Raw genomic sequence first — 23,409 nt, 5'->3', positions numbered from 1 at the left:
GGCGTGCAATCAGCACTGAGGGACAAGGCGGCGCGCACGCTCGATATCGAGGATGTGACGGTCCGCTACGGCGCGGCATTGGCCGTCGACGGCGTCAGCCTGTCGATCGAGCCGGGCGAGGTCGTGGCGTTGCTCGGGCCATCCGGCTGCGGCAAGACCACCCTGCTCCGCGTCGTCGCCGGCTTCGTCCGCCAGGTCTCGGGCCGCGTGCGCGTCGACGGCGCGCCGATCGATCACCTGCCGGCCAACCAGCGCAACATCGGCATCGTCTTCCAGAACTACGCCCTGTTCCCGCACATGACCGTGGCCGAGAACGTCGCCTATGGGCTGCGCGCCCGCGGCACACGCGGACCGGAGGTCGCCGCCACGGTCAACCGCTTCCTCGAGACGGTGCAGCTCGGCGGCTTCCGCGATCGCCTGCCGCGCCAGCTCTCGGGCGGCCAGCAGCAGAGGGTGGCGCTGGCCCGCGCGCTCGCGGTGGAGCCGTCGATCCTGCTGCTCGACGAGCCGTTCGCCGCGCTCGACCGCAACCTGCGGCTCGACATGCAGATCGAGGTCAAGCGCCTGCAGCGCACGCTCGGCCTCACCACGATCCTGGTGACGCACGACCAGGACGAGGCGATGAGCGTCGCCGACCGCATCGCCGTCATGAACAAGGGTAAGGTCGAGCAGTTCGATTCGCCGGTCGCGATCTACGACCGCCCGCAGACGCTGTTCGTCAACGGCTTCATCGGCTCGTCCAACCTGCTCGGCGGCAAGATCGCCACGATCGAGGACGGCATCGCGACCGTGACGCTCGATGCCGGTGCCATCCTGCGGCTGCCCGCGCCATCCGGGCTCGCGGTGCGAAGCGACGTGCTGCTCTCGATCCGGCCCGAGCAGCTCACCCTGTCGACCATTCCCGGCCCGGCGCTGTGGCGCATCGAGCCCGGCCTCAGCCTGCCGCTCGGCGGCCAGCTGGTGCACGAGGCGCGTACCGCCGACGGCACGACCCTCAAGATCGCCGAGCCGCGGCTCGCCGCGCCCAAAGGCCTGCCGCGCGTCTATTGCGGCCTGTCGCCCGACGCCCGCCCGTCCCTGTTCCCGCGTTCCACCTGAAGGAGATCCCCATGTCCAGCCGCAGCACGTTCACCCGCAGAAGCCTGCTCGCCGGCGCCACCGCGCTCGGCGGCGTCTCCCTCCTCCCCGGCCTCGCCCATGCCAAGGGCAGCCTGGTCGCCACGACCTATCCGGGCACCTGGGAGGATGCCTACCGCTCGATCGTCGTGCCGCTGCTCAAGAAGAAGGACGACATCGACCTCGAGATGGCGCCGCTGTTCGCCATGGACCAGATCGGCAAGGCCAAGGCCGCGCGCGGCGCGCCACCGTTCGATGTCTTCGTGCTCGATCCGGGCCCGCGCATCGTGGGCATCGAGGGCGGCATCTTCGAGAAATTCGAGGGCAAGAAACTCTCCAACCTGTCGAAGATCCCGGACGGCTTCACCGATGAATGGGGCGTGTGCGTGAGCGCCCAGGTCGTCGGCATCGCCTACAATCCGAAGAAGCTGCCGGCGCCCAAGGGCTGGACCGACCTCTTGAAGGATCCGTGGGTGTCGCGGCTCGGCCTCACCGGATTCCAGACGACGTTCGGCACGTCGTCGATCATCGAGATCAGCAAGCAGTTCGGCGGCTCGCTGACCAACGTCGATCCGGCGCTGGTCGAGCTCAAGAAGGTGCTGCCCAAGATCGCCGCGGTCGGCCTGCCGGCCGCCATGCCCGGCCTGTTCCAGCAAGGCCAGTGCGACGTGATGTACACCAACACCCAGACCGTCGCGACGCTCAAGGGCAAGGGCGTCGACATCGAGTTCGTGAAGCCGGAATCGGGCGCGATCTCGTTCTACACCACGATGCACATCGCCAAGGGCACGGCGGAGACGGCCAACGCCTACAAGTATCTCGACGTGGTGGTCGGCAAGGACGTGCAGGAGGCGCTGATGAAGGCGCCCTACAACTTCCTGCCGGTCAACAAGGACGTCCCGCTGGCGGCCGACCTGCCGATGAAGAGCCTCGACGAGATGGCCAAGTACGTCAATCACGACTGGGCGAAGATCAATCCTCTGCGCGCCGCATGGATCGAGAAGTTCAACAAGGAAATGGCCAAGTGATTTCGCTGGGGGCGCTCATGGTCTTCCGGACCGCGAGCGTCCCGCTCGCTCGGACTCTTGAGCGAGCGGGACGCTCGCGGTCCGGAAGAGCATGAAGTTTCGGCTGTTCCGCGAGTGGCAGCTCGCGCTGCCGCTGGCGCTGGCCTTCGCGGCGCTGTTCCTGGCGCCGCTGCTGCTGCTGGTCGGCGTAAGCTTCTACAATGACGACAAGATCACCCAGCCGGGGTTCGCGAGCTGGCTCAAGTTCTACGGCGACCCGTTCAACTACAAGGTGATCGGCGACACGCTGCTGCTCGGCGCCAAGACCGTCTGCACCACCGTGCTGATCGGCTATCCGCTGGCGCTGGTCTATCTCGATCTCTCGGCGCGCCTGCAGAAGGTGCTGCTGTTCATCATTGTCATGCCGCTGCTGCTCTCGGTCGTGGTGCGCACCTTCGCCTGGATCGTGGTGCTGGGCCACGAAGGCGTGGTGAATTCCGTGCTGATAAGCCTGGGCGTGATCTCCGAGCCCCTGAAGCTGCTGCAGACGGAGCTCGGCCTGGTGATCTCGCTGACCCAGATCGAGATGCCGCTGATGCTGCTGCCGCTGATCAGCGTGATGTCGCGGCTCGATCCCAACCTGCGCGACGCCTCGGCCGCCCTCGGCGCCTCGCGCTGGCGCACGCTGTTCACCGTCATCCTGCCGCTCAGCATGCCGGGCCTGGTCGCCGGCTGCCTGCTGGTCTTCGCGAGTTCGACCACCGCCTTCATCTCGCAGACCGTGATCGGCGGCGTGCGGCTGATCTACCTGCCGCTGGTCATCTGGCAGCAGTCGCTGGTCGTCTATCACTGGCCGCTCGCCGCCGTCGCCTCGCTCTCGCTCGTCGTCTCAGTGCTGTCGATCGTCGCCGCGCTGTCGTGGGTCGGCCGCCGCTCGGGAGGCTACGTCAATGGGTAGGCGGCGGAGCTTCGCCGACATCACCTACGGATTGCTGATCGGCGGGCTGGCGATTCTCGCCGTCACCATCATCGTGGCGCCGGTCGTCATCGTGCTGATGACCTCCTTCACCGAAGGCCAGGTGCTGAAGTTCCCGCCCAAGGGCTTCTCGCTCGCCTGGTACGACCAGCTGTTCGATCCGGTGAAGTCGCGCCAGATCCACAGGACCGCCGGCAACTCGTTGACGATCGCGGCCTGGTCGACCCTGTTCGGGGTCGTGCTCGGCACGCTCGCCTCGCTCGGCCTGGCGCGCAATCGCACGAAACTGGCACGGGTCGCCGACAGCTTCTTCATGTCGCCGCTGGTGCTGCCCGGCATCACCTTCGGCCTCGCCGCGCTCGTCTATTTCAGCCTGCTCGGCTTCCGCCCGTCGATCGACCTGATGATCGCGGGCCACATGATCGTCACCATGCCGTTCATCCTGCGCACCACGACAGCCAGCCTCTCGCAGCTCGATCCGGCGCTGCTCGATTCGTCGCAGAGCCTCGGCGCCTCGTGGTTCTACACGCTCCGCCGCGTGACCCTGCCGCTGATCGCGCCGGGCATCGCGGCCGGCGCCTTCCTCGCCTTCATGGCCTCGATCGACAACGTGCCGGTGTCGCTGTTCCTGTCGAACGCGCGCACCGACACCTTGCCGATCCGCATGTGGGGCATGATGGAATCGACTCTCGACGTGCGGGTGGCGGCGGTGTCGGGCGTCTTGATCGCGTCGGCCTTCGTGCTGATGCTGATCATGGAATGGACGGTGGGCCTCACCCGCCGCATGCGCGACTAGGGATACGCCAATGGAGATCACGCCGCAGCCGCTGACGAAGGAAGCCTTCGCTCCCTTCGGCGACCTCATCGACATGCCGACCGCCGCCGGCCGCTTCTATTACGACGCCGCGCTCGGCAATCTGCGCCCCGGCGCGAGCCCGAGCCTGTCGGTGGCCTTGAAGGCCGAGACGCCCGAGCGCCCCCTGAAGTCCGAGATGATGGAGCGGCACGAGTTCTCTTCGCAGACCTTCGTTCCGGTCGATGTCGGCCGCTGGCTGATCGTCGTGGCACCGCACGCTGCCAAAGGGGGGCCTGACATGATGCAAGCGCGCGCCTTCATCGCGGACGGCACACACGGCGTGACCTACAAGGCGAACACCTGGCATCACGGCCTGACCACGCTCGACAAGCCCGGCAGCTTCGCCGTTTTCATGTGGAAGGCCGGCACCGAAGACGAGGAGTTCGTCCCGGTCGAGCCCTTCACTGTCAAGATCCCCTGAAATCGGAGACGAGTATGGTCTATCAGGTCCGCCGCGATTTCGTCGGCTACGGCGCCAACCCGCCCGATCCGAAATGGCCCGATGGCGCGCGGCTCGCGGTCAATTTCGTGCTGAACTACGAGGAGGGCTCGGAGCCCTCCGTGCAGGACGGCGAAGGCCACACCGACACCGGCCTCACCGACGCGCACGGCATGGGCCAGACGATCAGCGGGCGCGATCTCGCCGGAGAGAGCCTGTTCGAGTACGGCAGCCGGGTCGGCTTCTGGCGCATCAACCGGCTGTTCCGCGAGCGCGACCTGCCGATGACCATTTATGGCTGCGGGCTGGCGTTCGAGCGCAATCCCGAGGTCTCGAAGGCGATCAAGGAAGCGGGCTACGACATCTGCTCGCACGGCTGGCGCTGGATCAAGCACTACGAGCTCTCCGAGCAGGAGGAGCGCGAGCACATCCGCAAGGCGATCGTGTCGACCGAGAAAATGATCGGCGAGCGGCCGAGCGGCTGGTACTGCCGCTATGGGCCGGGCGAGAACACCCGCCGGCTTATCGTCGAGGAAGGCGGCTTCCTCTACGATTCGGACTACTACGGCGACGACCTGCCGTTCTGGGTCACGGTCGACGGCAAGCCGCAGCTCGTCGTGCCCTACTCGCTGACCAACAACGACGGCAAGTACATGATCGGCATCGGCAACTCCGACCAGTGGTTCACGCTGGTGAAGGATGCCTTCGACATGCTCTACCGCGAGGGCGCGACGCAGCCCAAGATGATGTCGGTCGGCATGCACTGCCGCCTCCTCGGCCACGCCGCCCGCGCGGTCGGGCTGGAGCGCATCCTCGACTATATGGGCAAGCACAAGGGCGTGTGGATCACCAAGCGGGTCGAGATCGCCAAGCACTGGCACAAGACGCACCCGTACCCGGGCAAGGGATTGAACGAGTAGGCTTCGATGCGGACGCAACGTCGCTTCCTGCCCGGCCGCCTGCGCCGGCAGCTGGTCTCGCTCCTGGTGGTCGGCGCAATCGCCACTGGCGGGACGGTTGTGCCTCGTCCGGCTGCGGCATTCGACTTCAACGAAGCGCCACTCGCGCTCGTGGTCATCTTCGCAATTTCCATCGGCGGCATTGATCGTTTCCATCCGTTCGGCATGCAGGACAGGACGGCGTCGCTGAGCTGTCCGGTGTTCATCGGCTCCGGTACTCTCCTGGGCGAGGACGATTGCGCCTGGGTGAAGGCCACTGGCCAATGGACCAGCCAATCGGGAAGCAGCGGCAGCTCTGCAGTCGTTCGCATCGGCGGACAGAAAGAGATTGCGCCAGGCTGGTTCCTGGGCGGCTCCTTTGGTGCCGGTTCGCAATGGCTTCAGGACGGCAACGGCTATCTCGGCAATGGCCAGCTGTTCGATGGCAGCGTGGCGCTGAAACGCACCGTCGGGCCGTGGCTCTTCGCCGGTGCGATCGCCTTCTCCTCGGCGTCGCTGCACGTCGCGCCGATCGGCCTGGGCCTCGCGGGAGACAGCAATATCTACAACGGCGGGATGAGGCTGCGCGGCGCGTACGACGTCGACTTCACCGGCTGGTACGTGCGGCCGCGCCTCGATCTAGATCTCGTCCATTCCTGGCAACCAGGCTTCCAGCTCACGGGGCCTGGCCCAGCCGGGTTCGGCCTGGCCGGCATTTCTGTCGACGGCACGAGCAAGACCAGCTTTGCGGCGACGCCGATGGTCGAGCTGGGCGCTCGCTTCGATACCGAGCAGAAGCTCGTAATCCGGCCCTACGCCGCGGTGGGAGCGAGCTTCCTGCCCGACAACAACACGACGGTGACCGCGAGCTTCACGGGGCCGCTCGCCGGCCTGGGCCGGCTGCAGTCGACGAGCAGCGGTCCCAGCGTCCTGGCGAATGTCGAGGCGGGTCTGCAGCTCTACAAGGCCGGCGGATTCGAGGCGAAGGCCGATTACCGGCTGTCGGCCGGCGACGGCTTTATCAGCCAGGGCGCTTCCCTGCGCGGCGCCTACCACTTTTAGCAGGGTGAAACACAGACTCATGATCGTGCGGGACTGGCGGCAGACAGAAGCGGCGTTGCGAACAGCGCGTGAGGATGGCGCAGCGCCGACGCTGGTCACGCCGGAAGACGCGGCATCGTTCTACGGCGCGGGTTATCTCGCCGCGCTGCAGGACCGCGCCCGCCGGGAATTCCCCGACGTGGCCTTCACCCTGGTCGTCGACTGCGGCGACGCGCCGGGCCATGCGCTGGCCTGCCTGCGCGCGGGAGTGAAACTGATCTCGATGGACCCGATGAACGAGAAGATCGCCGACATCGCCCGGCAGATGGGCGCCGAACTGATAAGGAGACCGACATGAGTGCTTCGCAAGAACATTGGCAACCGAAACGCGACTTCCACGGCTACGGCGAGAAGCCGGTCGATCCGAAATGGCCCAACGGCGCGCGCCTCGCCGTCAACTTCGTGATGAACTACGAGGAAGGCTCCGAGCCTTCCGTGCAGGACGGCGAGGGCTTCACCGAGACCGGCCTCACCGAATCGACGACCAGCCAGGTCGGCATGAACGGCCGCGATCTCGCCGCCGAGGGCATGTTCGAATACGGCAGCCGAGTCGGCTTCTGGCGCCTGATGCGCGCCTTCCAGGAGCGCGGCCTGCCGATGACCGTGTTCGGCTGCGCTCTCGCGCTCGAGCGCAATCCCGCCGCGGCGGCCGCGATCAAGGCGTCGGGCTTCGACGTCTGCAGCCACGGCTGGCGCTGGATCAAGCACTTCATGCTGACCCCGGAAGAGGAGCGCGAGCACATCGCCAAGGCGGTGAAGTCGTTCCAGCAGACCGTCGGCCAGTCGCCGGCCGGCTGGTACTGCCGCTATGGACCCTCGGTCAACACGCGCCGCCTGGTCGTCGAGCATGGCGGCTTCACCTACGACAGCGACTATTACGGCGACGAGCTGCCATTCTGGCAGACCGTCGAGGGCAAGCCGCACCTCATCATCCCCTACTCGCTCACCAACAACGACGGCAAGTACGCCAACACGATGGGCCATTCGGACCAGTGGTTCGGCCTGGTGAAGGACGCCTTCGACGTCCTCTACAAGGAGGGCGCCACGATGCCCAAGATGATGTCGGTCGGCATGCACATGCGCATCATCGGCCACCCCGGTCGCGCCGCCGGCCTATGGCGCCTGCTCGACTACATGCAGAAGCAGCCGGGCGTGTGGATCACGCGGCGGGTGGACATCGCGAACCACTGGGTGAAGACGCACCCGTATCAGGGCAAAGGCTTGAACGAATGAGGCGCTTTTCTTAACGCTACAGAGACTCGATCTGCGGAGCGAGGAAAGCGACCGTTCTTCCGAGACCACAGCGCAGCATGGCCTGGAGCAGTTGCTCCGGGTCATGCGGAGGAGCTGCGCGAAGCCGCATTCGCTTGAGAGCTTTCACTGCGTCGGCTGGATAGATCTCCAGGGCACGGAGGACGAACTCATCCGCAATCAGAGCGTTAAGGCCATATCGTGCCACAATCACGGACGAGAAATCCTTGAGGTTCTCCGTCACGATGACGTTCGTACCGCCGCGAATTGGCGGCCGCGAGCACATGGCGATCACCTATACAGGGCCAATTCCAGGCAGTGAGCGGCGCTGGCACATCCAGTTGCAGCCGTGACATCTATCGAATGTGGTTTCGTCAAGTGTTCGTGCTCTCTCCTCGAGGGCAAGTCTCATTTGAAGTTGCCAATTTGCTTATGGCTTCGAACGCAAGCGACAATTGCGCCAATACCTCCGAACGGACCTGCCGCCTTTTCAGCGCCTTCGACAATCGTTCCCTTCGGACTACCATCCTTCACCGCCTCGAACGTGTATTCGGATGGTCCTCTTTCACCCTGCCCCGGGAAGAACACGTAGAGAAGTTTGGATGGCCAGTTCCGCTTCGGTCGAACGTCGCCCCCGCGCTTATCCTGGTAGGGATAGGGGAACGTCACGCCTTTCTTGTAGGGCAGATTGGCTGCATCGCACTGGGCAGGCGTCATACTCTTGCAGACGTTAGGATCGTAAGGGGGTGCCTCACGCGTTCCGCCATACGCCAAGACTTGATGCACCGCGATCGAACCTTCCCCAAATTTGTTGGCCGGCCCAACGTCGCCGACCACCACAGCAACCGCTCGCGGCGGTGGACGGTCGTTGTCTATTAGGGTTGCTCCATCCGACACAACAAACCCGAACTCGCCTTTGGCGATTGGCAGATCAGTGTCCCTCGGTGCAACGACAAACGGCAATTTGGCCGCATCTAGCGAGCCGCCGTTTCCGTGCCTCAACGCCGTCGACGAATTGAAGTGTTGCATTCTGCGCCCGTTGGCGTCGACGACACGGCTGTGAACAGGCGCGCGAGCTGGAGTGCCCGCCCCCACAAGCCTCGAGCTTGCACCACATTTTTCCCCACCCTCAACCTCAAAACCGAAGACGCAAATGCTGTGCCTCATTCTTGGCGGGAATACTACGTTTCCGTCCACCACTGGAACACCGTCAATCTCAGCTACGGCACCCAAGCAGGCTGCGATATCTTTGACGCCTCTTGGACCATCACCTATCCCAACTGTGGCGCCATCACATAGATAGGAAAGTCCATGCTGTCCTCGCACTGCATAGGCAGCATCGGCGCCATCGGCGTTCACGCGCATATCCTGGCCGATGATCAGTGCTGTGGGTCCATCTGGAAGCCGATACTTCCAAACAGCGAGTTGCCCCTGGTCGTGCGGGATCGGCTGCGCTTTCTCGACGGCGGGACATGACGTTGCCTGAGCAACTCCGGAAGTAGCTGCCAGGCATATAGTGAACGCTGCTAGGACCAGTCGCATTGCAAACTTCCCCTCCAATTTGCGAATCGTGTTGTTCGAAATCGGCGGACCAGATGCCAATTGCTGACTCTGCCGCGACTAGTGCTTGCTGAGACCGGCGGGATCAAAGGGGCGCGTTAGTTTTCATTTGCGACACCATCTGCGGCCGCCGCATGCAATCCAGACCGACTTGGCGAGCCACAGGTCTTATCAGTTTGATGCTATCACCGCGTCGCGCCGTGGAAGCAACGGGGCGTTGGGCCGCGCTGTTCTCTCGTGCCGCTCGCAGTCGGCGAACTCCTGGTTGGTTGGCGGTCGAACCTCAATTAGTTGAGCTGGCGCGCCGGGCGCGGTGTTCTTTGGACCATAAAGAGCCACAACGACGTCTGGCTTGCTGCCGTTCCATAGGAACACCGTTGCACCACGTCGGTTTCCGTCGGCCTCCTGCTTCGGGTAAGCTTCGTTGGTGCAGTGATACCGTGTGTATCCACTGATGGAAGCAAGTTTGCTCAGTGCGCCTTGCTGCCCAAAGGGTTCTCCCCCCCAGAGAACGGCCTGTTCCAGCACCGAACGCGCTCGTTCCTTCGTAGCGGGATCCCCGCCAGCTGCCAGAATGTGCTGGGCGACATCGCCGATCGTATCAAAGCTCAGCCGACCGCCTTCGACAGGAGTAGGGGACGTCGCATAGTCCTCAAGTCCGAGGTCCTTTCCCAACTTCTGGTAGTTTGGAAGGCATCTCGACCACAGTGCAACCTGAAGATCGGAGCGGGTGGGCAAAGGTGATTCATCCTGCAGTAGACGCACCGTAATCACTGTCGCATCGATAACGTTAAAACCAGCCGTTTGCACTTTGCCAAACAAATCCTTGCAGGCGGTGGTCCAAGCTTCCGGTGTCTTGGGATCACGCACCGCCAATTGCAGTGTGGCATCGTTGGATAGCACGGTGCGAACCTGGTCATACGCCGGACCGGGACGAAGTACTCTAAAGGCAGGATCACCAGGAACGGCTGTATTCATCGATGGTAGCTTGTTGTTTTCGATGGACAGGGGGGCTTCTCTCAGCGTTCGTCTCGTCTTAAGCTCAATCTTAACGGTTGCGATTGCGCCAAGATCAAGATCCGTGATCCGCCAAAGCGTGTACTGACGCGCGCCGCCGAACGCATTCACCTGCTCCGTCGCCGAGCTGACTAAGCTAAAGTTCCGTAGGTTCTGTATGCCCTTATCGAGGCCGGCGGTGATCTGATCAACGACTGGCTGCAAAGCGGCTGACAGTGCCCAGCCAGGTGCCGACGCCAGGGTCTGAGCGAGCTTGCCGCCTTCACGGAATAGATTCATCTCTCCGCCTCGAACAGCGGCGTATGAAATCTTGTAGGCATAGTTGCTGCCGCCGCTGATAGCCACATTCGGCGTGATCGAGCTTACCGCTCGTTCAATCGTCAGCTTCGTCCCCGATTGGTCGTCACGTTTGATGCTTATGACCGGCAAAGGTGGCAGTCTAACATCATTGATGGACGGTTCTACGACCACTACGTAAGATTCGGTTCTTGTATCGACATTAAGAAAGGTCCTGACCCGATCCCAAAAATTCCTAGCTGCGGGCCCTTGGACTATCTTGGATTGGTTCGGAGTATCGTCGAACGTCACAGTTACTTCGATCGCGCCGTACCAAGGGATCGGGTTGCCGATATATGGCAGTGCCTCGCCGTATATCGGGCCGACCAAACCCGTGCTGCCCTGTGCAATACACGGCAGCACGCCGGTCGACGCGACGCTCGCGGCCACAACCATCGCGTACAAGTATCGTAGCATAGAATCCCCATCGCTGACGCTCCAGTGGCATACTGCCTTGAGATGATCTACAATCACAAGAAGAATTTTTTACTTCTATGCTATCAACCAAAAGTCGTATTCCTTGATTCGATTATACGGGCGAGCCACAAGCCCCGGCGCTCCGCGTGCCGTCTGTGTTGTGCAGCTTGATCACAGGAAGGCGATAGCCTTGGTATGAGAAGATGCCACAGCGTCGTCGCGCGCCACGCCGACGCATTGTCGTCAGCGCGCCAAGGCGCACTTTGTCGCCTCGGCGCATTTGTCAGATCTCGATCAGCGCGTCGAACGAATGCGGAGGAAGCGACCGAACACGTTGACCTAAATCCTTCGGTTTCTCGTGCCAGAGCACTAACGAGAGATTCATCTTGTCCAGGCAAGGCCCCCAATAAGTAGCCCCATCTTCAAAGACTCCCCGCCACCACCCGCACCTTCCGCGGCGACGCCAGCCACAGCGCCCCCGCGCAGACCACACTGAGCACGATCCCGAGGGCGAACGCGATCCGGTAGTTGCCCGTCCAGTCGTACAGCAGCCCGGTAACCAGCGGCCCCAGCGCGCCGCCGAAGATCAGCGAGACCATGAGCAGGCTGAACACCGAGCCGAAGTGTGGGCCTTCGAAGATCTCGGCCACGACCGGTCCCATGATCGCCGTGAAGGCGTAGCCCAGCAGCCCCTGGCTCAGCACCATCACCCACAGCAGCGGCTGCGACGGCGCGACGGCGAGCAGCAGCAGCGCCACGTAGCAGATCGCGAAGCCCGCGCAGCTCAGCGACCAGACGATCTCGCGCCCGATCCGGTCGGACAGCGCGCCGAGCGCGATCTGGCCCGGAATCGACGCCATCGCGACGATGCCGAGCGACCACGCCGCCTCCATCGGCCTGAAGCCGATCTCGACGAGATACTTCGTCTGATGGACCTGGACGGCGTACCAGATGTAGCCGCCACAGAAGAAGCTGACGACGATCCACCAGAAGCGGGCGGTGCGGATGGCGCGCGCCACCGTCCAGTCGACCGCCGCCCACTCGGCGTCGACGACGTTCACCGGCTTCCGCCTTGTGCCGCCGGCGGGGACCTGCTCGCCGTCGGGCAGCAGGCCGAGCGCCTCCGGGCTCTTGCTGACCAGGAGGTTGATCGGCGCCAGCACCACGACCATCACGACGCCCAGCACCCAGCAGGCCGTGCGCCAGCCCTCGTGCAGGATGATCGACTGCAGCCACGGCAGGAGCACCATGCCGCCGGCGCCGACGCCCGAGAAGGCGATGCCGATGGCGAGCGCGCGGCGGCGCACGAACCAGTTCGGCAGGAACTGCGAGTGAACCGAATAGCTCATGAAGTTGGCGCCGGTCCCGACCAGCAGGCCGAGCGTCAGGTAGAGCTGCCACGGCGTGGAGATCAGCGTGGCACCGACCAAGCCGGCGGCGGTGACCAGCACGCCGATCTCGATCACGAAGCGCGGGCCGCGCCGGTCCATCAGGCGGCCGATGATCGGGCTGAGCACGGCCGACACCAGGAAGCCGAAGGAGAACGCGCCTGCCGCCAGGCCGCGGTCCCAGCCGAACTCGTCGACGATCGGCGGGAACATCAGCGAGAACGCCGTCCGCGCCGACACGCCGAGCGCCACGGTGACGAAGCCGACGGCGATGATCACCCAGCCGAAGAAGAACGGAAGGCGGCCCGCGAGGCGCTTCATGGTCTGCTGCTGCATCGACATGGCCGACGGGACTACCCCGGCCGCGACTGCGGAGCAATTTCGTGGAAGGTAATCGGTACGGCCTTGAACGACCGGGCGGCGATATCTATCATTGGTAGATATCATGGCTCCCAAGTCGACCGCCAAGATCTTCATGCATGGCCGCAGCCAGGCCGTCCGGCTGCCGAAGGAATTCCGGCTGCCCGGCAAGGAGGTGACCGTGCGCAAGGTCGGCAACGGTGTGCTGCTCGAGCCGATCGAGGAGAAGTTCGACGTCAAGGCATGGCGGGAGAAGCTGCGCGCTTCGGGCGCGAAGGACTTCCTGCCGGAAGGGCGACCGGAGCAACCGCCGTGGCCTGAAGATGACGACGTGTCCTTCGACTGATGTTCTGTCTCGATACGAATGTCGTCATCGCCGCGATCAACGAGCGATCCGCCTCTGTCGCCGAAAGGTTGGATCGGGAGCTTCGGCGAGGAACACGCCTCTTGGTTCCATCGATCGTGTTATTCGAGTTGCGTTTCGGGATCGCCAATAGTGCTCACCGCAGCAGCAACGAGCGCAATCTGGAGATTTTCTTGTCTACTCCCATCGAGACGCCGACCTTCGACCAGGGTGACGCGACCGAAGCAGCCGATGTTCGGATGTTCCTGAAGGGCAAGGGCACCCCCATCGGCCCCTATGACATCCTGATCGCCGCCCAGGCCCGCCGCCGCGGCGCGACGCTGGTCACCGCCAATACAAGGGAATTCCGACGGGTCCCGCGCCTGCCGGTCGAGGACTGGGCCAGGCCGTAGACAAAACCCCACTCCAACCGCTAAATCGGCGGCGTTTCGGACCGAATGAACCCCTGCCCGGGAGCACAGCCGTGAGAATCAGCCGCGTCGTCAAGAAGATCCTCGACAACTACGAGAGCGATTGCCCCGGCACCAAGACCAACCTTGCCCGCATCCTGATGCACGGCAAGCTGGGCGGAACGGGCAAGATGGTGATCCTGCCGGTCGACCAGGGCTTCGAGCATGGCCCGGCGCGCTCCTTCGCGCCCAACCCCGACGCCTACGATCCGCACTACCACTTCCAGCTGGCGATCGATGCCGGCCTCAACGCCTACGCCGCCCCGCTCGGACCGCTCGAGGCGGGTGCCGACACCTTCGCGGGCGCGATCCCGACCATCCTGAAAGTCAATTCGGCCAACAGCCTGTCGACCAACAAGGACCAGGCCGTCACCGCCTCGGTGCAGGACGCGCTGCGGCTCGGCTGCTCGGCGATCGGCTTCACGATCTATCCCGGCTCGGAAGACCAGTACGAGATGATGGAAGAGATCCGCGAGATGTCGCTCGAGGCCAAGGAGGTCGGCCTTGCCGTCGTCATGTGGTCCTATCCGCGCGGCGGCAAGCTCGACAAGGCGGGCGAGACGGCGCTCGACGTCTGCGCCTATGCCGCCCACATGGCCGCCCTGCTCGGCGCCCACATCATCAAGGTCAAGCCCCCCACGAACGTTCTGTGGCAGCCGGAGGCCAAGGCCGCCTACGAGAAGGCCAATGTCGACATCTCGACCATGGCCAAGCGCATCGAGCACGTCATGCAGGCGACCTTCAACGGCCGGCGCATCGTGGTGTTCTCGGGCGGCGAGGCGAAGGACCTCGAAGGACTGTTCACCGAGATCCGCGGGCTGCGCGACGGCGGCGCCAATGGCTCGATCATCGGCCGCAACACTTTCCAGCGCCCGCGCGCCGAGGCGCTCGACATGCTCGACAAGATCATCGGCATCTACCAAGGCAAGATGTGAGCCGAGCGCCATAGAAGACCTGCCTGCCCTCTTGGGGTTACCCTCTTGGGGTAACCCTTTTTGGGTAGCTCGGCTCAAGAGCACGTCTCACAGGGCCCGCCATTCGAGTGGCGGGCCCTTCGCGTAGGGTCATGCGCCGGGCAAGGCAACGCGCTCGTGCGTTCTGCGGCAAGGCCGGCCACGCCTGGCTTCAATGCCAAAAGCCCCTCTCGACCGCCGCCATGACGCGCCTTCCGTAGCACCCCTATTGCGCCCACCTCGCTCCAAGGGAGCCATGGTGCGCCGAGGCGGAGACACCATAAATTCGTCCCAACCATAATTCAGTGTCTCCCCATGCTGATTGTGGTCAGGGCCGGGCGGGGAGTTTCCGAAGTCTCCCCCGCCCGTTGCCCGACGAATCATTTCGCCTGTCTGTGGGGCCAGAGAGGGCAATCTTGGAAGCGATGATCTGGGAGACCTTCGGCTGGGCCCTCGATAATCCGATTTGGTCGGCGCTTATCGGAACTATCGTGGTCGTCATCGTCTTTGCCCTTCCATTGCCGACCGCGACAACAAGCAGACAATCGGTATCCGCAAGCAAAGAAAACCCCGGCCGAAGCCAGGGCTGATCGCTTGCTCAATCGCGGCGGATACCCGAAGACGACATCACGGTCGCCAGTAGCCGATTGAACCGGCATTCAACGCCCCAAATGAGGCGCCATTGGGGCGTGCCGCACGCACATCGGTCATGAACTCTTCGGGGTAGCCCCAATGTCCCCGCTCGCTTCTGCTTTCGCTCCATGGCCTGGCGACAGCCCGATGCTCATACTGAGTGAAGTTCAGTGTCATTTATTGTCTGGAGGTCAGCGTGAATAGAACTCCCCAAGTCGATCGCGTACGGCGCAATGCGCTGAAGGCAACCGGTTTGATTCTGGGTGCTATCGTGGCGAACGGCGTTCCGTTCAAGGGGGCATCGGCGCAGTCTCCGCTTGGCCCCAACCTTCCCGGTCCGCCGGTCATGGCGCCGCCTCCCCCGAAACCCAATAACTGGGTCAATTGTTTCGCGCGGGGCACGCAAATCCGGACACGCGCGGGCTATCGCCCGATCGAGACGATGGCCGCGGGCGACGAGGTCGCGGTGCGTTTCGGGGGCTTCGCGCCGATCAAGGCAATGACCAACCACACCTTGAACGGCGTGGCAGGCAAATGGGAAGGCACCCCGGATAACTTGCCCGTTGTCATCCAGCGCGGCGCTCTGGGCGAGAACCTGCCGAGCGCAGATCTCTGCCTCACGGCTTTGCATGCCGTCTACGTCGATGGTTTCCTGATGAAAGCCGGCGACCTGATCAATGGGACCAGCATCCTCCTCAAGGCGCCCGACGGTCAGGATAATCTCGACTTTTTCAACATCGAGCTTGAACGCCACGACATCCTGGATGTTCAAGGTGCATCGGTCGAGTCGTTCTACAGGGCGGGGACAGAGCGCTGTGCTCCGCTGTTGGGCTTCGATGGCAACCGCAGCAGGCTTCGATCCCATATGCGCAGCATCGCATCAGTCGTGATCGACCGGCGACAGCCGATCGACATCATTCGGGACAAGATTGAGGAGCGCGGCCTCGGCTTTGCGCGGGCAGCGTAACTCTTCAGTTCCGATCGAGCGACACTGATTGATCGAGGCCGCGCGGCATTTCGGGCAGCGCGTCCTCTGCGGCACGTGGATCGTGTGGACGGCGGGCAACCTGGATTCGGCGGGCCTTGTATGTCAGCCAGGCGACGGTCGCCAGTTGTTACAGCGAAACCTCAAAGGTCCGCTGGAGCAGGATCTTGCCCTCGCGAACGACGGAATAGTCCGCGCGATACTCGCCCGGCTTGAAGCCCTCCGGGGGACGCTTCCTTCCGGCGAAGATCAGGAACTGTGCCTTGTTCCGTTCGAGCGGCTTTTCGGTCTGGTCCACGATGGTCCCGCCGTCCGGTCCGGTGATGGACAGACGTTGCACGTCTCCCCCCCTCAGCCCGATGGTGCGCACGAAGGCGACGAGGGCCGCCGCGTCATTCCCCGGCCGCAGATTGGCACTGTCGCCCGCCTCGACCTGCTCCATCGTGACCGGTCCTTTGGCGAATCCGGTGTTGAGGACGGCGGGAGCCCGGTACGAGAGCGACTCCCGAAGCGCCGGGTTCCACAACGCCGTGCCGCCTCCGCAGGATCCTTCGGACGCTCCGAAGGCGAACGGGTCGACGACCTCGCCGCGCAGCCGGACTGTCAGGTGGACATGCGGGAATTCGGTCTTGCCGGAGAGTCCGACTTGCCCGAGCGGTTGGCCTAGCTTGACCAGGTCACCCGATTTCACCCGCAGACTGCCGCGCGCCAGATGGCAATATTGCGTTTCCCAGCCATCCGCGTGCGCGACGACAGCACCGTTACCGCATTCTTGCCCGGCAATGGGCGGCGCATCCGGCGCCGAGACCGATATGTCGGCTACACCGTCACGCGTGCGCAGCACCCGTCCGTCGGCCACGGCGAGCACGTCGACGCCGTTGCGTTGCATGGCCAGAGTCGGCAGCCGGAAATCCGTGCCGCTGTGACCATCGTAGGTAAGCGCGCCACACCTATAGTCGCTGGCGCCGTCGGATCGGTCGTGATCGACATAATTCTGGACGAGGCACGTCTGCCCGATCTCGCAATCAATCGGCAGTCCCAACTCGATCGCATCGGCGGCCGCCGTGGCACCGAACGAGAGGACACACCATAGGGCAACACTCCAGCCGGTCCGCGGAACCCTCTGCCTCGCCATGAGCAACCTCATCACCATTCGGTCGTGACAAATCCACAACCACAGCCATGAGGCCGCATGAGGGCGAATTTCCATCTCTGGGCCGAACACCGTCGCTTCGGGCCGCTTCGGACGATCAACGGACGCGTGGCGAAGCAGAGGCGGGCGGCGATGGCCTTGTCATCCTCCATGCCGTAGCCGCTGAAGATTTCCGCCGCAGGCGTGCTGTGGGCCGGCGACAACACCTTGACCGCTCGACGGGCTGTTGGCGATGGGGCACAAGCTCTCGCATCCAATGCCGATGTCCTTCTCGACGATCGAACCGCCGCCTCTCCGCTTTCTGGAACGCCAGTCCTTCCATCCGTGGCTGATCGTCGGAGTGACCTGCATCGGCGCCTTCGTCGGCCAGCTCGACGCCAGCATCGTGCAACTCGCCCTACCCGCCCTGACGCATGCCTTCGACGCCACGGTGAACGAGGTCCGGTGGGTCGCCATCGCCTATCTGGTCGCCTTTGCCGGCAGCCTCGGCGTATTCGGGCGGGTTTGCGACATGTTCGGCAGGAAGCTGCTGTATCTCTGCGGCTTCGCCTTGTTCACCGGCGCGTCGCTGCTGTGCGGCCGAGCGGATGATCTCGGCTGGCTGATCGCCTTCCGAGCCCTGCAGGGCATCGGTGGCGGGCTGCTCGGCGCCAACAGCATGGCGATCCTGGTCAAGTCGGTGCCCGCCGACAAACGCGCACGCGCGATCGGGCTGTTCACGGCCGCGCAGGCGATCGGCGTCAGCGCAGGTCCGATCGTCGGCGGCCTGCTGCTCGATGCGCTCGGCTGGCGCTGGATCTTCTGGACCGCCCTGCCGTTCGGCGTGACCGCCGTCGTGCTGGGCTGGCTCGTGCTGCCGCGCTCGACCGGCGGGCCGGCCGAGACGACGTTCGACTGGATGGGCGCGGTGCTGCTCGTGCCATCGCTGGTGCTGGCGATCCTCGCGCTCAACCAGGTGTCCGTATGGCCGTTGGCCTCTCCGGCGATGATCCTGTGCGTCGTGGGCTCGATCGTCTTCCTCGCCCTGTTCGTCCGGCAGGAGAAGCGAACGGGCGCGCCGCTGGTCGAGCTGGGGCTGTTCCGCAACCCGGCGTTCGCTGCCGGCATCGGGGGCGTGGCGCTCGGCTACGCGCTGCTCTACGGCATGCTCTTCCTGATGGCCTTTGCCCTGCAGAAGGGCCTCGACAACAGCGCGACCGTGGCCGGCCTCAAGCTCGCCGTCATCCCGGTCGTGCTCGGCCTTGTCGCACCGGTCGGCATCGCGTGCAGCGAGCGCTTTTCGGCGCGGCGCGTCGGGACCGCCGGCATGGCAATGTGCCTTGCCGCCGTCGCTGCCCTCGCCCTGATCGCCTTCGGTCCCGACCGCCTCGTGATCCGGCTGTGCGCGCTGGCGCTGTTCGGCCTCGGTCTCGGCCTGTTCATGGCGCCGAACAGCCACGCCACGATCGACGCAGCGCCCGCCGATCGCTCCGCCACGGCCGGCGCACTGGTCAACCTCGCCCGGGTGTTCGGGAGCTGCATCGGGATCTCCACGACATCGTCGATGATGGCGTGGCAGTTGGGGCGGCTGTCCGGCCACGACCTGATGAGCCCGCTTTTCGTCGCCGCCGTGGAGAGCAGCCTGCTCATCCTCGCCGGCTTCGCCCTGATCGCCGGCGCCGCTTTGCAGCTCTTCCCTTCTGCAGCGCGCCGATGACGCGTCGATGTGAGAATTCGGCTAACCTCGAGCCGTGGCCGCGACGGAAAGCGCGGAGAGACGAACCAATGGAGAAGACCATGACAGCCGGCACAGTCGTTGTCCGTGACGTGACGGCTGCGGATTTCCCGCAGTGGGCGCCGCTGTGGGCCGGCTACAACACCTTCTACGAGCGCGTGCTGCCGGATGCCGTGACGCAGGCGACGTGGTCACGCTTCTTCGACCCCGCCGAGCCGGTGCATGCGCTGGTGGCCGAGCAGGACGGCCGGCTGCTCGGTCTCGTCCACTATCTCTTCCATCGCGCCACGGCGATGATCGAGATGAACTGCTACCTCGCCGACCTCTTCACCAACGATGCCGCGCGCGGCAAGGGTGTCGGCAAGCGGCTGATCGAGGCGGTGTACGACAAGGCGCGACTTGCCGGCTGCTCGCGGGTCTATTGGCAGACTCATGAGACCAACGCCGTGGCGCAGGTGCTGTACAACAAGGTTGCCGAGCGCTCGGGCTTCATCGTCTACCGCCGGCAGCTCCAGTCATGACCACGGCCTGCCGGCTCTATCTCATCTCGCCCGAGCGCATCGAGCATCCGTCGATCTTCGCCGACGAACTGCGCGCCGCCCTCACCGGCGGCGACGTCGCCGCCTTCCAGCTCCGCCTCAAGGACGTCGATGACGCCGCGATCGCGCGCGCCGCCGACACGCTGCGCCCGATCTGCCAGCAGCGCGACGTCGCCTTCATCATGAACGACCGGCCCGATCTCGCGGTGAAGCTCGACTGCGACGGCGTGCATGTCGGCCAGGAGGACATGTCCTGCGCCGAGGCCCGCCGCATCGTCGGACCCGACCGCCAGGTCGGCGTCACGTGCAAAGCCTCGCGACACCTCGCGATGGAAGCCGCCGAGGCCGGCGCCGACTACGTGGCGTTCGGCGCGTTCTTCCCGTCGACCACCAAGACGGTCACCGCGCCTGCCGACCTCGAGATCGTCGAATGGTGGAGCAGCCTGATGGAACTGCCCTGTGTGGCGATCGGCGGCATCACGGTCGAGAATGCCGCTCAAGTGATCGCCGCCGGTGCCGACTTCCTCGCCGTCGCCGGCGGCGTGTGGAACCACAAGCACGGCCCCGAAGCGGCGGTCCGCGCATTCAACGAGCTGTTTGCCGCAGCGGGGTCATAGGCTGGGGGCGCACTCATGCTCTTCCGGACCGCGAGCCTCCGGCTCGCTCAAGCTCATGAGCGAGCCGGAGGCTCGCGGTCCGGAAGAGCATGAGCGCACGTGGCAAGTCAGCGGACCGGCAGCCACAGCACGTCCGCTATATGGCGGGCGCCGCTCGCCAGCATGACCAGCCGGTCGAAGCCCAGCGCGATGCCGGCACAGTCCGGCAGGCCGTGGTCGAGCGCGGCCAGGAAATCCTCGTCGACCGGCCAGCGCACGCCGTAGAGCCGCTCCTTCTCGTCCATGTCGGCCTGCAGGCGAGCGCGCTGGATCGCGGGATCGGTCAGCTCGCCGAAGGCGTTGGCAAGCTCGACGCCGCAGGCATAGAGCTCGAAGCGCTCGGCGACCCGCGGATCGCCCGGCTTGGCGCGCGCCAGGGCAGCCATTGCGATCGGATATTCGCAGAGGATCGTTGGACGGCCGATCCCGAGCCGGTGCTCGATCCGGTCGAACATGATGCGAAAGAAGACATCGTCCCACGAATCACCGTCGTGCATCGCCACGCCCGACAGGCGTGAGAGCTTTGCCGCGTCGCCGACGGTGGCGAAGAGATCGACGCCGGCATGGCGGTCGAACGCTTGCGCAACGGTCAGTCGCTCCGGCGCCGCCGTGGGATCGCAGGCCTTGTCCTCCCAGCGCAGCTCCTTCGCGCCGGCGAGCGCGAGCAGTGCGGCACAGTCCGCCATGATCGTCTCGTAGCCCGCGCCGGCGCGATACCATTCGAGCATGGTGAACTCGGGATGATGCAGGGCCGAGCCTTCGGCGTTGCGGAACACGCGCGCGAACTGGAAGAGCTTCGGCACGCCGCCAGCCAGTAGCTTCTTCATCGCGAACTCGGGCGAGCTGTGGAGCCAGCGCGGATGCTCGATGCCGTCGGGTGTCTTCCAGGCCGTGGAGAATCCCGCGAGATGCACTTCGGCGCCGGGCGCGACCTGCAGGATGGGCGTCTCGACCTCGACGAAGCCCTCGGCCGCGAACCATGTGCGCAGCGCAGCCTGCAGGCGCGCGCGGGCTTGAAGATGCGGCAGGCGGCGGGCGAGTCTGTCGGGACGCCAGTCGGTCATGCCCGACCATCGCACGCGCCGTTTGCGCCGTGTAGGGTCCGCGCATGACGCCGAAACAGATCGACAGATTTTGCGCCAGCCTGCCCGCCGCAACGCGCATCGTTCAGTGGGAGGGCGTGATCGTCTTCAAGGTCGGCGGCAAGATGTTCTGCCTGATCGCGCCGGAGGACCACTCGATCGGCCGCATCTCGTTCAAGTCGGCGCCCGAGCATTACGACGCGCTGTCGCGCTCGCCGGGCTTTCGGCCGGCGCCCTACCTCGCGCGCGCCAAATGGGTGTCGGTCGACGATCCCAAGGCACTGACCGACGCCGAGATGAAGGCTTACGTCCGGCGCGCTCACGCCGTCATCGCAGCGGCGCTGTCGAAAAAGAAGCGGAAGGAACTGGGTCTTGCGCCCACCCAGGCTCGATTCAAGCCCTTCCGGACCGCGAGCGTCCCGCTCGCTCATGCTCATGAGCGAGCGGGACGCTCGCGGTCCGGAAGAGCATGAGCTTCCTCAAGCGGCGCGGGCGAGCTCGAGGCCGCGCTCTTCCAGGCTGTCGCGGATGATGTCGAGCGGCTGGCGGCGGTCGACGATGATCGAGGCGGCGCTGCGCAGGCGCGAGCGCAGCTCGTCGCGGCCGCCGTAGAAGCTCAGCATCGGCGCGCACGGCGCCTCGACCGCGGCGTCGCGCCACGATTCACAGGCCGCGCCCTCGGCATCGAGCACATCGTGCCGCGCGAAAGCGACATGGAAGAACTCGAGGGTCTCACGGTCGTCCGCCGTCTCGAATACGATGCTCGTGCCGTTGACCAGGTTGACCACCGGCACCAGCACACCATCGGTGAAAACCGCATGGGAAGCGGTGAGGACCAGATCCTGCACCGGTGACCGGGGACCGAGCGCACCGGCCTTGATCCGCACCGGGCGCGAGGCACCGGCCCAGCTGCCGTTCGGCCCGGTCCGGCCCAGGGTGAAGCTGGCGATATCCTCGATCGGCGACAGGCCGGCGAACCGCGCCGGCAGCCTATCGCCCACCGCGAGGGTCTCGATCGGGCGATAGCCTTCCACCGTCAGGATGCGCGTTCCGCGCGCGAAGCAGACCCGATTCCCGCCGCCGCCACTACCACCGCCGCCACTGCCGCACCACCAGCACCACCATTGCGCGGACGCCTCCTTCCTGGTGACGGAAGTGGCGGCGACTGCTCCAGCGGTGACCCCGATTGCCTTGAAAAGGCTGCGACGCGAGCGATTGAGCTTTTGTCTTTCTGCCATGATTCCCCGACGAAAAATGACATCCCCAGTTGCAATACAGTTACCATTCCCGCGCGATAGGTACAACGTGACGAAGCAGGGCGTGCCCCGGCGGGAGGCTTCCTGCTCGTCGGCGGTGCAGTTCCCAAATCTGCCGGATTTCCGCGCAGCCTGCTGCGGTTGCCACCCCTACCGGCCTTTGATACAAGCCGCCCGCCGGCCTCGTTCCCGTTAGCGCGATTCCGCAGGAATCGCTTATGCGGGCGAGGCCGAATTCCATTCATCGACCGAGCGGTAAGCCCATGAAAGTCCCCGTCAATTCCATCCGCGCCGGCAACGTCATCGAATACAACGGCAAGCTCTGGGTCGCCTCCAAGGTGCAGCACATCAGCCCCGGCAAGGGCGGCGCGTTCGTCGCCATCGAGGCCAAGGCGCTGCGCGAGGGCAACAAGCTGCAGGAGCGCTTTCGCTCGGGCGAGACGATCGAGCACGTCCACATCGACGAGCGCGAGTGCACCTACCTGTTCAAGGACGAGAACGGCTTCACCTTCATGGACAAGGAGAACTACGAGCAGCTTACCGTGGGTTCCGACGTTCTCGATCCCGACCAGTCCCGCTTCCTGCAGGACGGCATGGAAGTCCAGGTCTCGCTCTACGAGGGCACGCCGGTCGGCGTCGAGCTGCCGAAGTCGGTGATCCTCGCCGTTACCGAGGCCGATGCCGTGGTGAAAGGCCAGACCGCCTCCTCGTCCTACAAGCCCGCCATGGTCGAAGGCGGCATCCGCGTGATGGTGCCGCCGCACATCGCCGTCGGCACCAAGCTGGTGATCAACACGGAAGACGGCAGCTACATGGAACGCGCCAAGGACTGATCGCAGTCCGATGGCCGTTCCTCCCCCCAA

25 protein-coding genes are annotated in these 23,409 nt (G+C 64.8%); 19 read left to right on the top strand and 6 right to left on the bottom strand.

Going from position 1 to position 23,409, the window contains the following annotated elements; translation table 11 throughout:
• Positions 1-3 precede the first annotated feature (3 nt).
• The 9 genes from ACQY8M_RS20040 (at position 4) to ACQY8M_RS20000 (ending at position 7,666) form a co-directional block, all read left to right on the top strand.
• Positions 4-1,098 (top strand): ABC transporter ATP-binding protein, encoded by a 1,095-nt coding sequence (locus ACQY8M_RS20040; RefSeq protein WP_428658640.1) that lies wholly within the window; start codon positions 4-6, stop codon positions 1,096-1,098.
• Between the two features lie 11 nt (positions 1,099-1,109).
• Entirely contained in the window at positions 1,110-2,144 is a 1,035-nt protein-coding gene (locus ACQY8M_RS20035) for an extracellular solute-binding protein (RefSeq protein ID WP_428658637.1), read from the top strand.
• A 91-nt stretch (positions 2,145-2,235) separates the two neighbouring features.
• Positions 2,236-3,081, top strand: a complete 846-nt coding sequence (locus tag ACQY8M_RS20030; protein WP_428658634.1) for an ABC transporter permease — start codon at positions 2,236-2,238, stop codon at positions 3,079-3,081.
• Positions 3,074-3,895 carry an ABC transporter permease gene (locus ACQY8M_RS20025; protein WP_428658631.1) on the top strand — a complete coding sequence of 274 codons (822 nt, stop codon included), beginning with the start codon at positions 3,074-3,076 and terminating at the stop codon, positions 3,893-3,895. The genes ACQY8M_RS20030 and ACQY8M_RS20025 overlap by 8 nt, the downstream gene beginning before the upstream one ends.
• Positions 3,896-3,905: 10 nt before the next feature.
• A complete protein-coding gene (locus ACQY8M_RS20020) occupies positions 3,906-4,376 on the top strand; it encodes an ureidoglycolate lyase (RefSeq protein WP_428658629.1) in 471 nt (156 codons plus the stop codon).
• A 14-nt stretch (positions 4,377-4,390) separates the two neighbouring features.
• Complete coding sequence (locus ACQY8M_RS20015; RefSeq protein ID WP_428658626.1) at positions 4,391-5,314, top strand: allantoinase PuuE; 924 nt, start codon at positions 4,391-4,393, stop codon at positions 5,312-5,314.
• Between the two features lie 6 nt (positions 5,315-5,320).
• Positions 5,321-6,394: an autotransporter outer membrane beta-barrel domain-containing protein gene (locus tag ACQY8M_RS20010; protein ID WP_428658623.1), complete on the top strand. Its 1,074-nt coding sequence runs from the start codon at positions 5,321-5,323 to the stop codon at positions 6,392-6,394.
• Positions 6,395-6,413: 19 nt separating this feature from the next.
• Entirely contained in the window at positions 6,414-6,731 is a 318-nt protein-coding gene (locus ACQY8M_RS20005) for a hypothetical protein (RefSeq protein ID WP_428658620.1), read from the top strand.
• Positions 6,728-7,666, top strand: coding sequence for an allantoinase PuuE (locus ACQY8M_RS20000; protein WP_428658617.1), 939 nt, complete (start codon positions 6,728-6,730; stop codon positions 7,664-7,666). Before ACQY8M_RS20005 ends, ACQY8M_RS20000 begins: the two co-directional genes overlap by 4 nt.
• Before the next feature lie 426 nt (positions 7,667-8,092).
• Here the strand turns inward: ACQY8M_RS20000 and ACQY8M_RS19995 are convergent, their stop codons facing one another.
• The 3 genes from ACQY8M_RS19995 to ACQY8M_RS19985 form a co-directional block, all read right to left on the bottom strand.
• Positions 8,093-8,713 (bottom strand): hypothetical protein, encoded by a 621-nt coding sequence (locus ACQY8M_RS19995; RefSeq protein ID WP_428658614.1) that lies wholly within the window; start codon positions 8,711-8,713, stop codon positions 8,093-8,095.
• A gap of 702 nt (positions 8,714-9,415) precedes the next feature.
• Positions 9,416-10,993 carry a hypothetical protein gene (locus ACQY8M_RS19990; protein WP_428658611.1) on the bottom strand — a complete coding sequence of 526 codons (1,578 nt, stop codon included), beginning with the start codon at positions 10,991-10,993 and terminating at the stop codon, positions 9,416-9,418.
• 443 nt (positions 10,994-11,436) lie between these two features.
• Positions 11,437-12,723 carry an MFS transporter gene (locus tag ACQY8M_RS19985; RefSeq protein WP_428658608.1) on the bottom strand — a complete coding sequence of 429 codons (1,287 nt, stop codon included), beginning with the start codon at positions 12,721-12,723 and terminating at the stop codon, positions 11,437-11,439.
• 124 nt (positions 12,724-12,847) lie between these two features.
• Between ACQY8M_RS19985 and ACQY8M_RS19980 the strand changes: the two genes are divergently transcribed.
• The 5 genes from ACQY8M_RS19980 (at position 12,848) to ACQY8M_RS19960 (ending at position 16,128) form a co-directional block, all read left to right on the top strand.
• A complete protein-coding gene (locus tag ACQY8M_RS19980) occupies positions 12,848-13,108 on the top strand; it encodes an antitoxin (protein WP_428658605.1) in 261 nt (86 codons plus the stop codon).
• Positions 13,108-13,518, top strand: coding sequence for a type II toxin-antitoxin system VapC family toxin (locus tag ACQY8M_RS19975; protein ID WP_428658602.1), 411 nt, complete (start codon positions 13,108-13,110; stop codon positions 13,516-13,518). Before ACQY8M_RS19980 ends, ACQY8M_RS19975 begins: the two co-directional genes overlap by 1 nt.
• A 71-nt stretch (positions 13,519-13,589) precedes the next feature.
• Positions 13,590-14,510: a class I fructose-bisphosphate aldolase gene (locus tag ACQY8M_RS19970; protein WP_428658599.1), complete on the top strand. Its 921-nt coding sequence runs from the start codon at positions 13,590-13,592 to the stop codon at positions 14,508-14,510.
• Between the two features lie 434 nt (positions 14,511-14,944).
• Positions 14,945-15,118, top strand: a complete 174-nt coding sequence (locus ACQY8M_RS19965) for a hypothetical protein (protein WP_428658596.1) — start codon at positions 14,945-14,947, stop codon at positions 15,116-15,118.
• A gap of 239 nt (positions 15,119-15,357) precedes the next feature.
• Positions 15,358-16,128 carry a Hint domain-containing protein gene (locus ACQY8M_RS19960; protein WP_428658593.1) on the top strand — a complete coding sequence of 257 codons (771 nt, stop codon included), beginning with the start codon at positions 15,358-15,360 and terminating at the stop codon, positions 16,126-16,128.
• Between the two features lie 148 nt (positions 16,129-16,276).
• Here ACQY8M_RS19960 and ACQY8M_RS19955 read toward each other — a convergent pair whose 3' ends face one another.
• Positions 16,277-17,281, bottom strand: coding sequence for a M23 family metallopeptidase (locus ACQY8M_RS19955; RefSeq protein ID WP_428658590.1), 1,005 nt, complete (start codon positions 17,279-17,281; stop codon positions 16,277-16,279).
• Positions 17,282-17,555: 274 nt separating this feature from the next.
• Between ACQY8M_RS19955 and ACQY8M_RS19950 the strand changes: the two genes are divergently transcribed.
• From ACQY8M_RS19950 to thiE, 3 genes are all read left to right on the top strand, one after another.
• On the top strand, positions 17,556-18,995 hold the full coding sequence (locus ACQY8M_RS19950) for an MFS transporter (RefSeq protein WP_428658587.1): 1,440 nt from the start codon (positions 17,556-17,558) through the stop codon (positions 18,993-18,995).
• Between the two features lie 80 nt (positions 18,996-19,075).
• The gene (locus ACQY8M_RS19945) at positions 19,076-19,534 is read left to right on the top strand and encodes an N-acetyltransferase family protein (RefSeq protein WP_428658584.1); all 459 of its coding nucleotides are present in this window, start codon (positions 19,076-19,078) and stop codon (positions 19,532-19,534) included.
• Positions 19,531-20,169, top strand: a complete 639-nt coding sequence (gene thiE, locus ACQY8M_RS19940; RefSeq protein ID WP_428658581.1) for a thiamine phosphate synthase — start codon at positions 19,531-19,533, stop codon at positions 20,167-20,169. Before ACQY8M_RS19945 ends, thiE begins: the two co-directional genes overlap by 4 nt.
• 107 nt (positions 20,170-20,276) lie before the next feature.
• Here the strand turns inward: thiE and epmA are convergent, their stop codons facing one another.
• Complete coding sequence (gene epmA, locus ACQY8M_RS19935; RefSeq protein WP_428658578.1) at positions 20,277-21,272, bottom strand: EF-P lysine aminoacylase EpmA; 996 nt, start codon at positions 21,270-21,272, stop codon at positions 20,277-20,279.
• A gap of 44 nt (positions 21,273-21,316) precedes the next feature.
• Between epmA and ACQY8M_RS19930 the strand changes: the two genes are divergently transcribed.
• Positions 21,317-21,763: an MmcQ/YjbR family DNA-binding protein gene (locus ACQY8M_RS19930; RefSeq protein WP_428658575.1), complete on the top strand. Its 447-nt coding sequence runs from the start codon at positions 21,317-21,319 to the stop codon at positions 21,761-21,763.
• Between the two features lie 6 nt (positions 21,764-21,769).
• On the opposite strand, the gene ACQY8M_RS19925 is transcribed toward ACQY8M_RS19930, so the two are convergent.
• Complete coding sequence (locus ACQY8M_RS19925; protein ID WP_428658572.1) at positions 21,770-22,528, bottom strand: Hint domain-containing protein; 759 nt, start codon at positions 22,526-22,528, stop codon at positions 21,770-21,772.
• A gap of 281 nt (positions 22,529-22,809) precedes the next feature.
• Between ACQY8M_RS19925 and efp the strand changes: the two genes are divergently transcribed.
• Positions 22,810-23,379: an elongation factor P gene (efp, locus tag ACQY8M_RS19920; protein WP_428658569.1), complete on the top strand. Its 570-nt coding sequence runs from the start codon at positions 22,810-22,812 to the stop codon at positions 23,377-23,379.
• The last annotated feature ends 30 nt before the right edge of the window (positions 23,380-23,409 follow it).

This window comes from Reyranella sp., from assembly GCF_965279465.1.
Taxonomy (GTDB): Bacteria; Pseudomonadota; Alphaproteobacteria; order Reyranellales; family Reyranellaceae; genus Reyranella.
The sequence above is the reverse complement of the archived record's forward strand: the minus strand, read 5'-3'. Positions and strand labels throughout refer to the sequence as shown.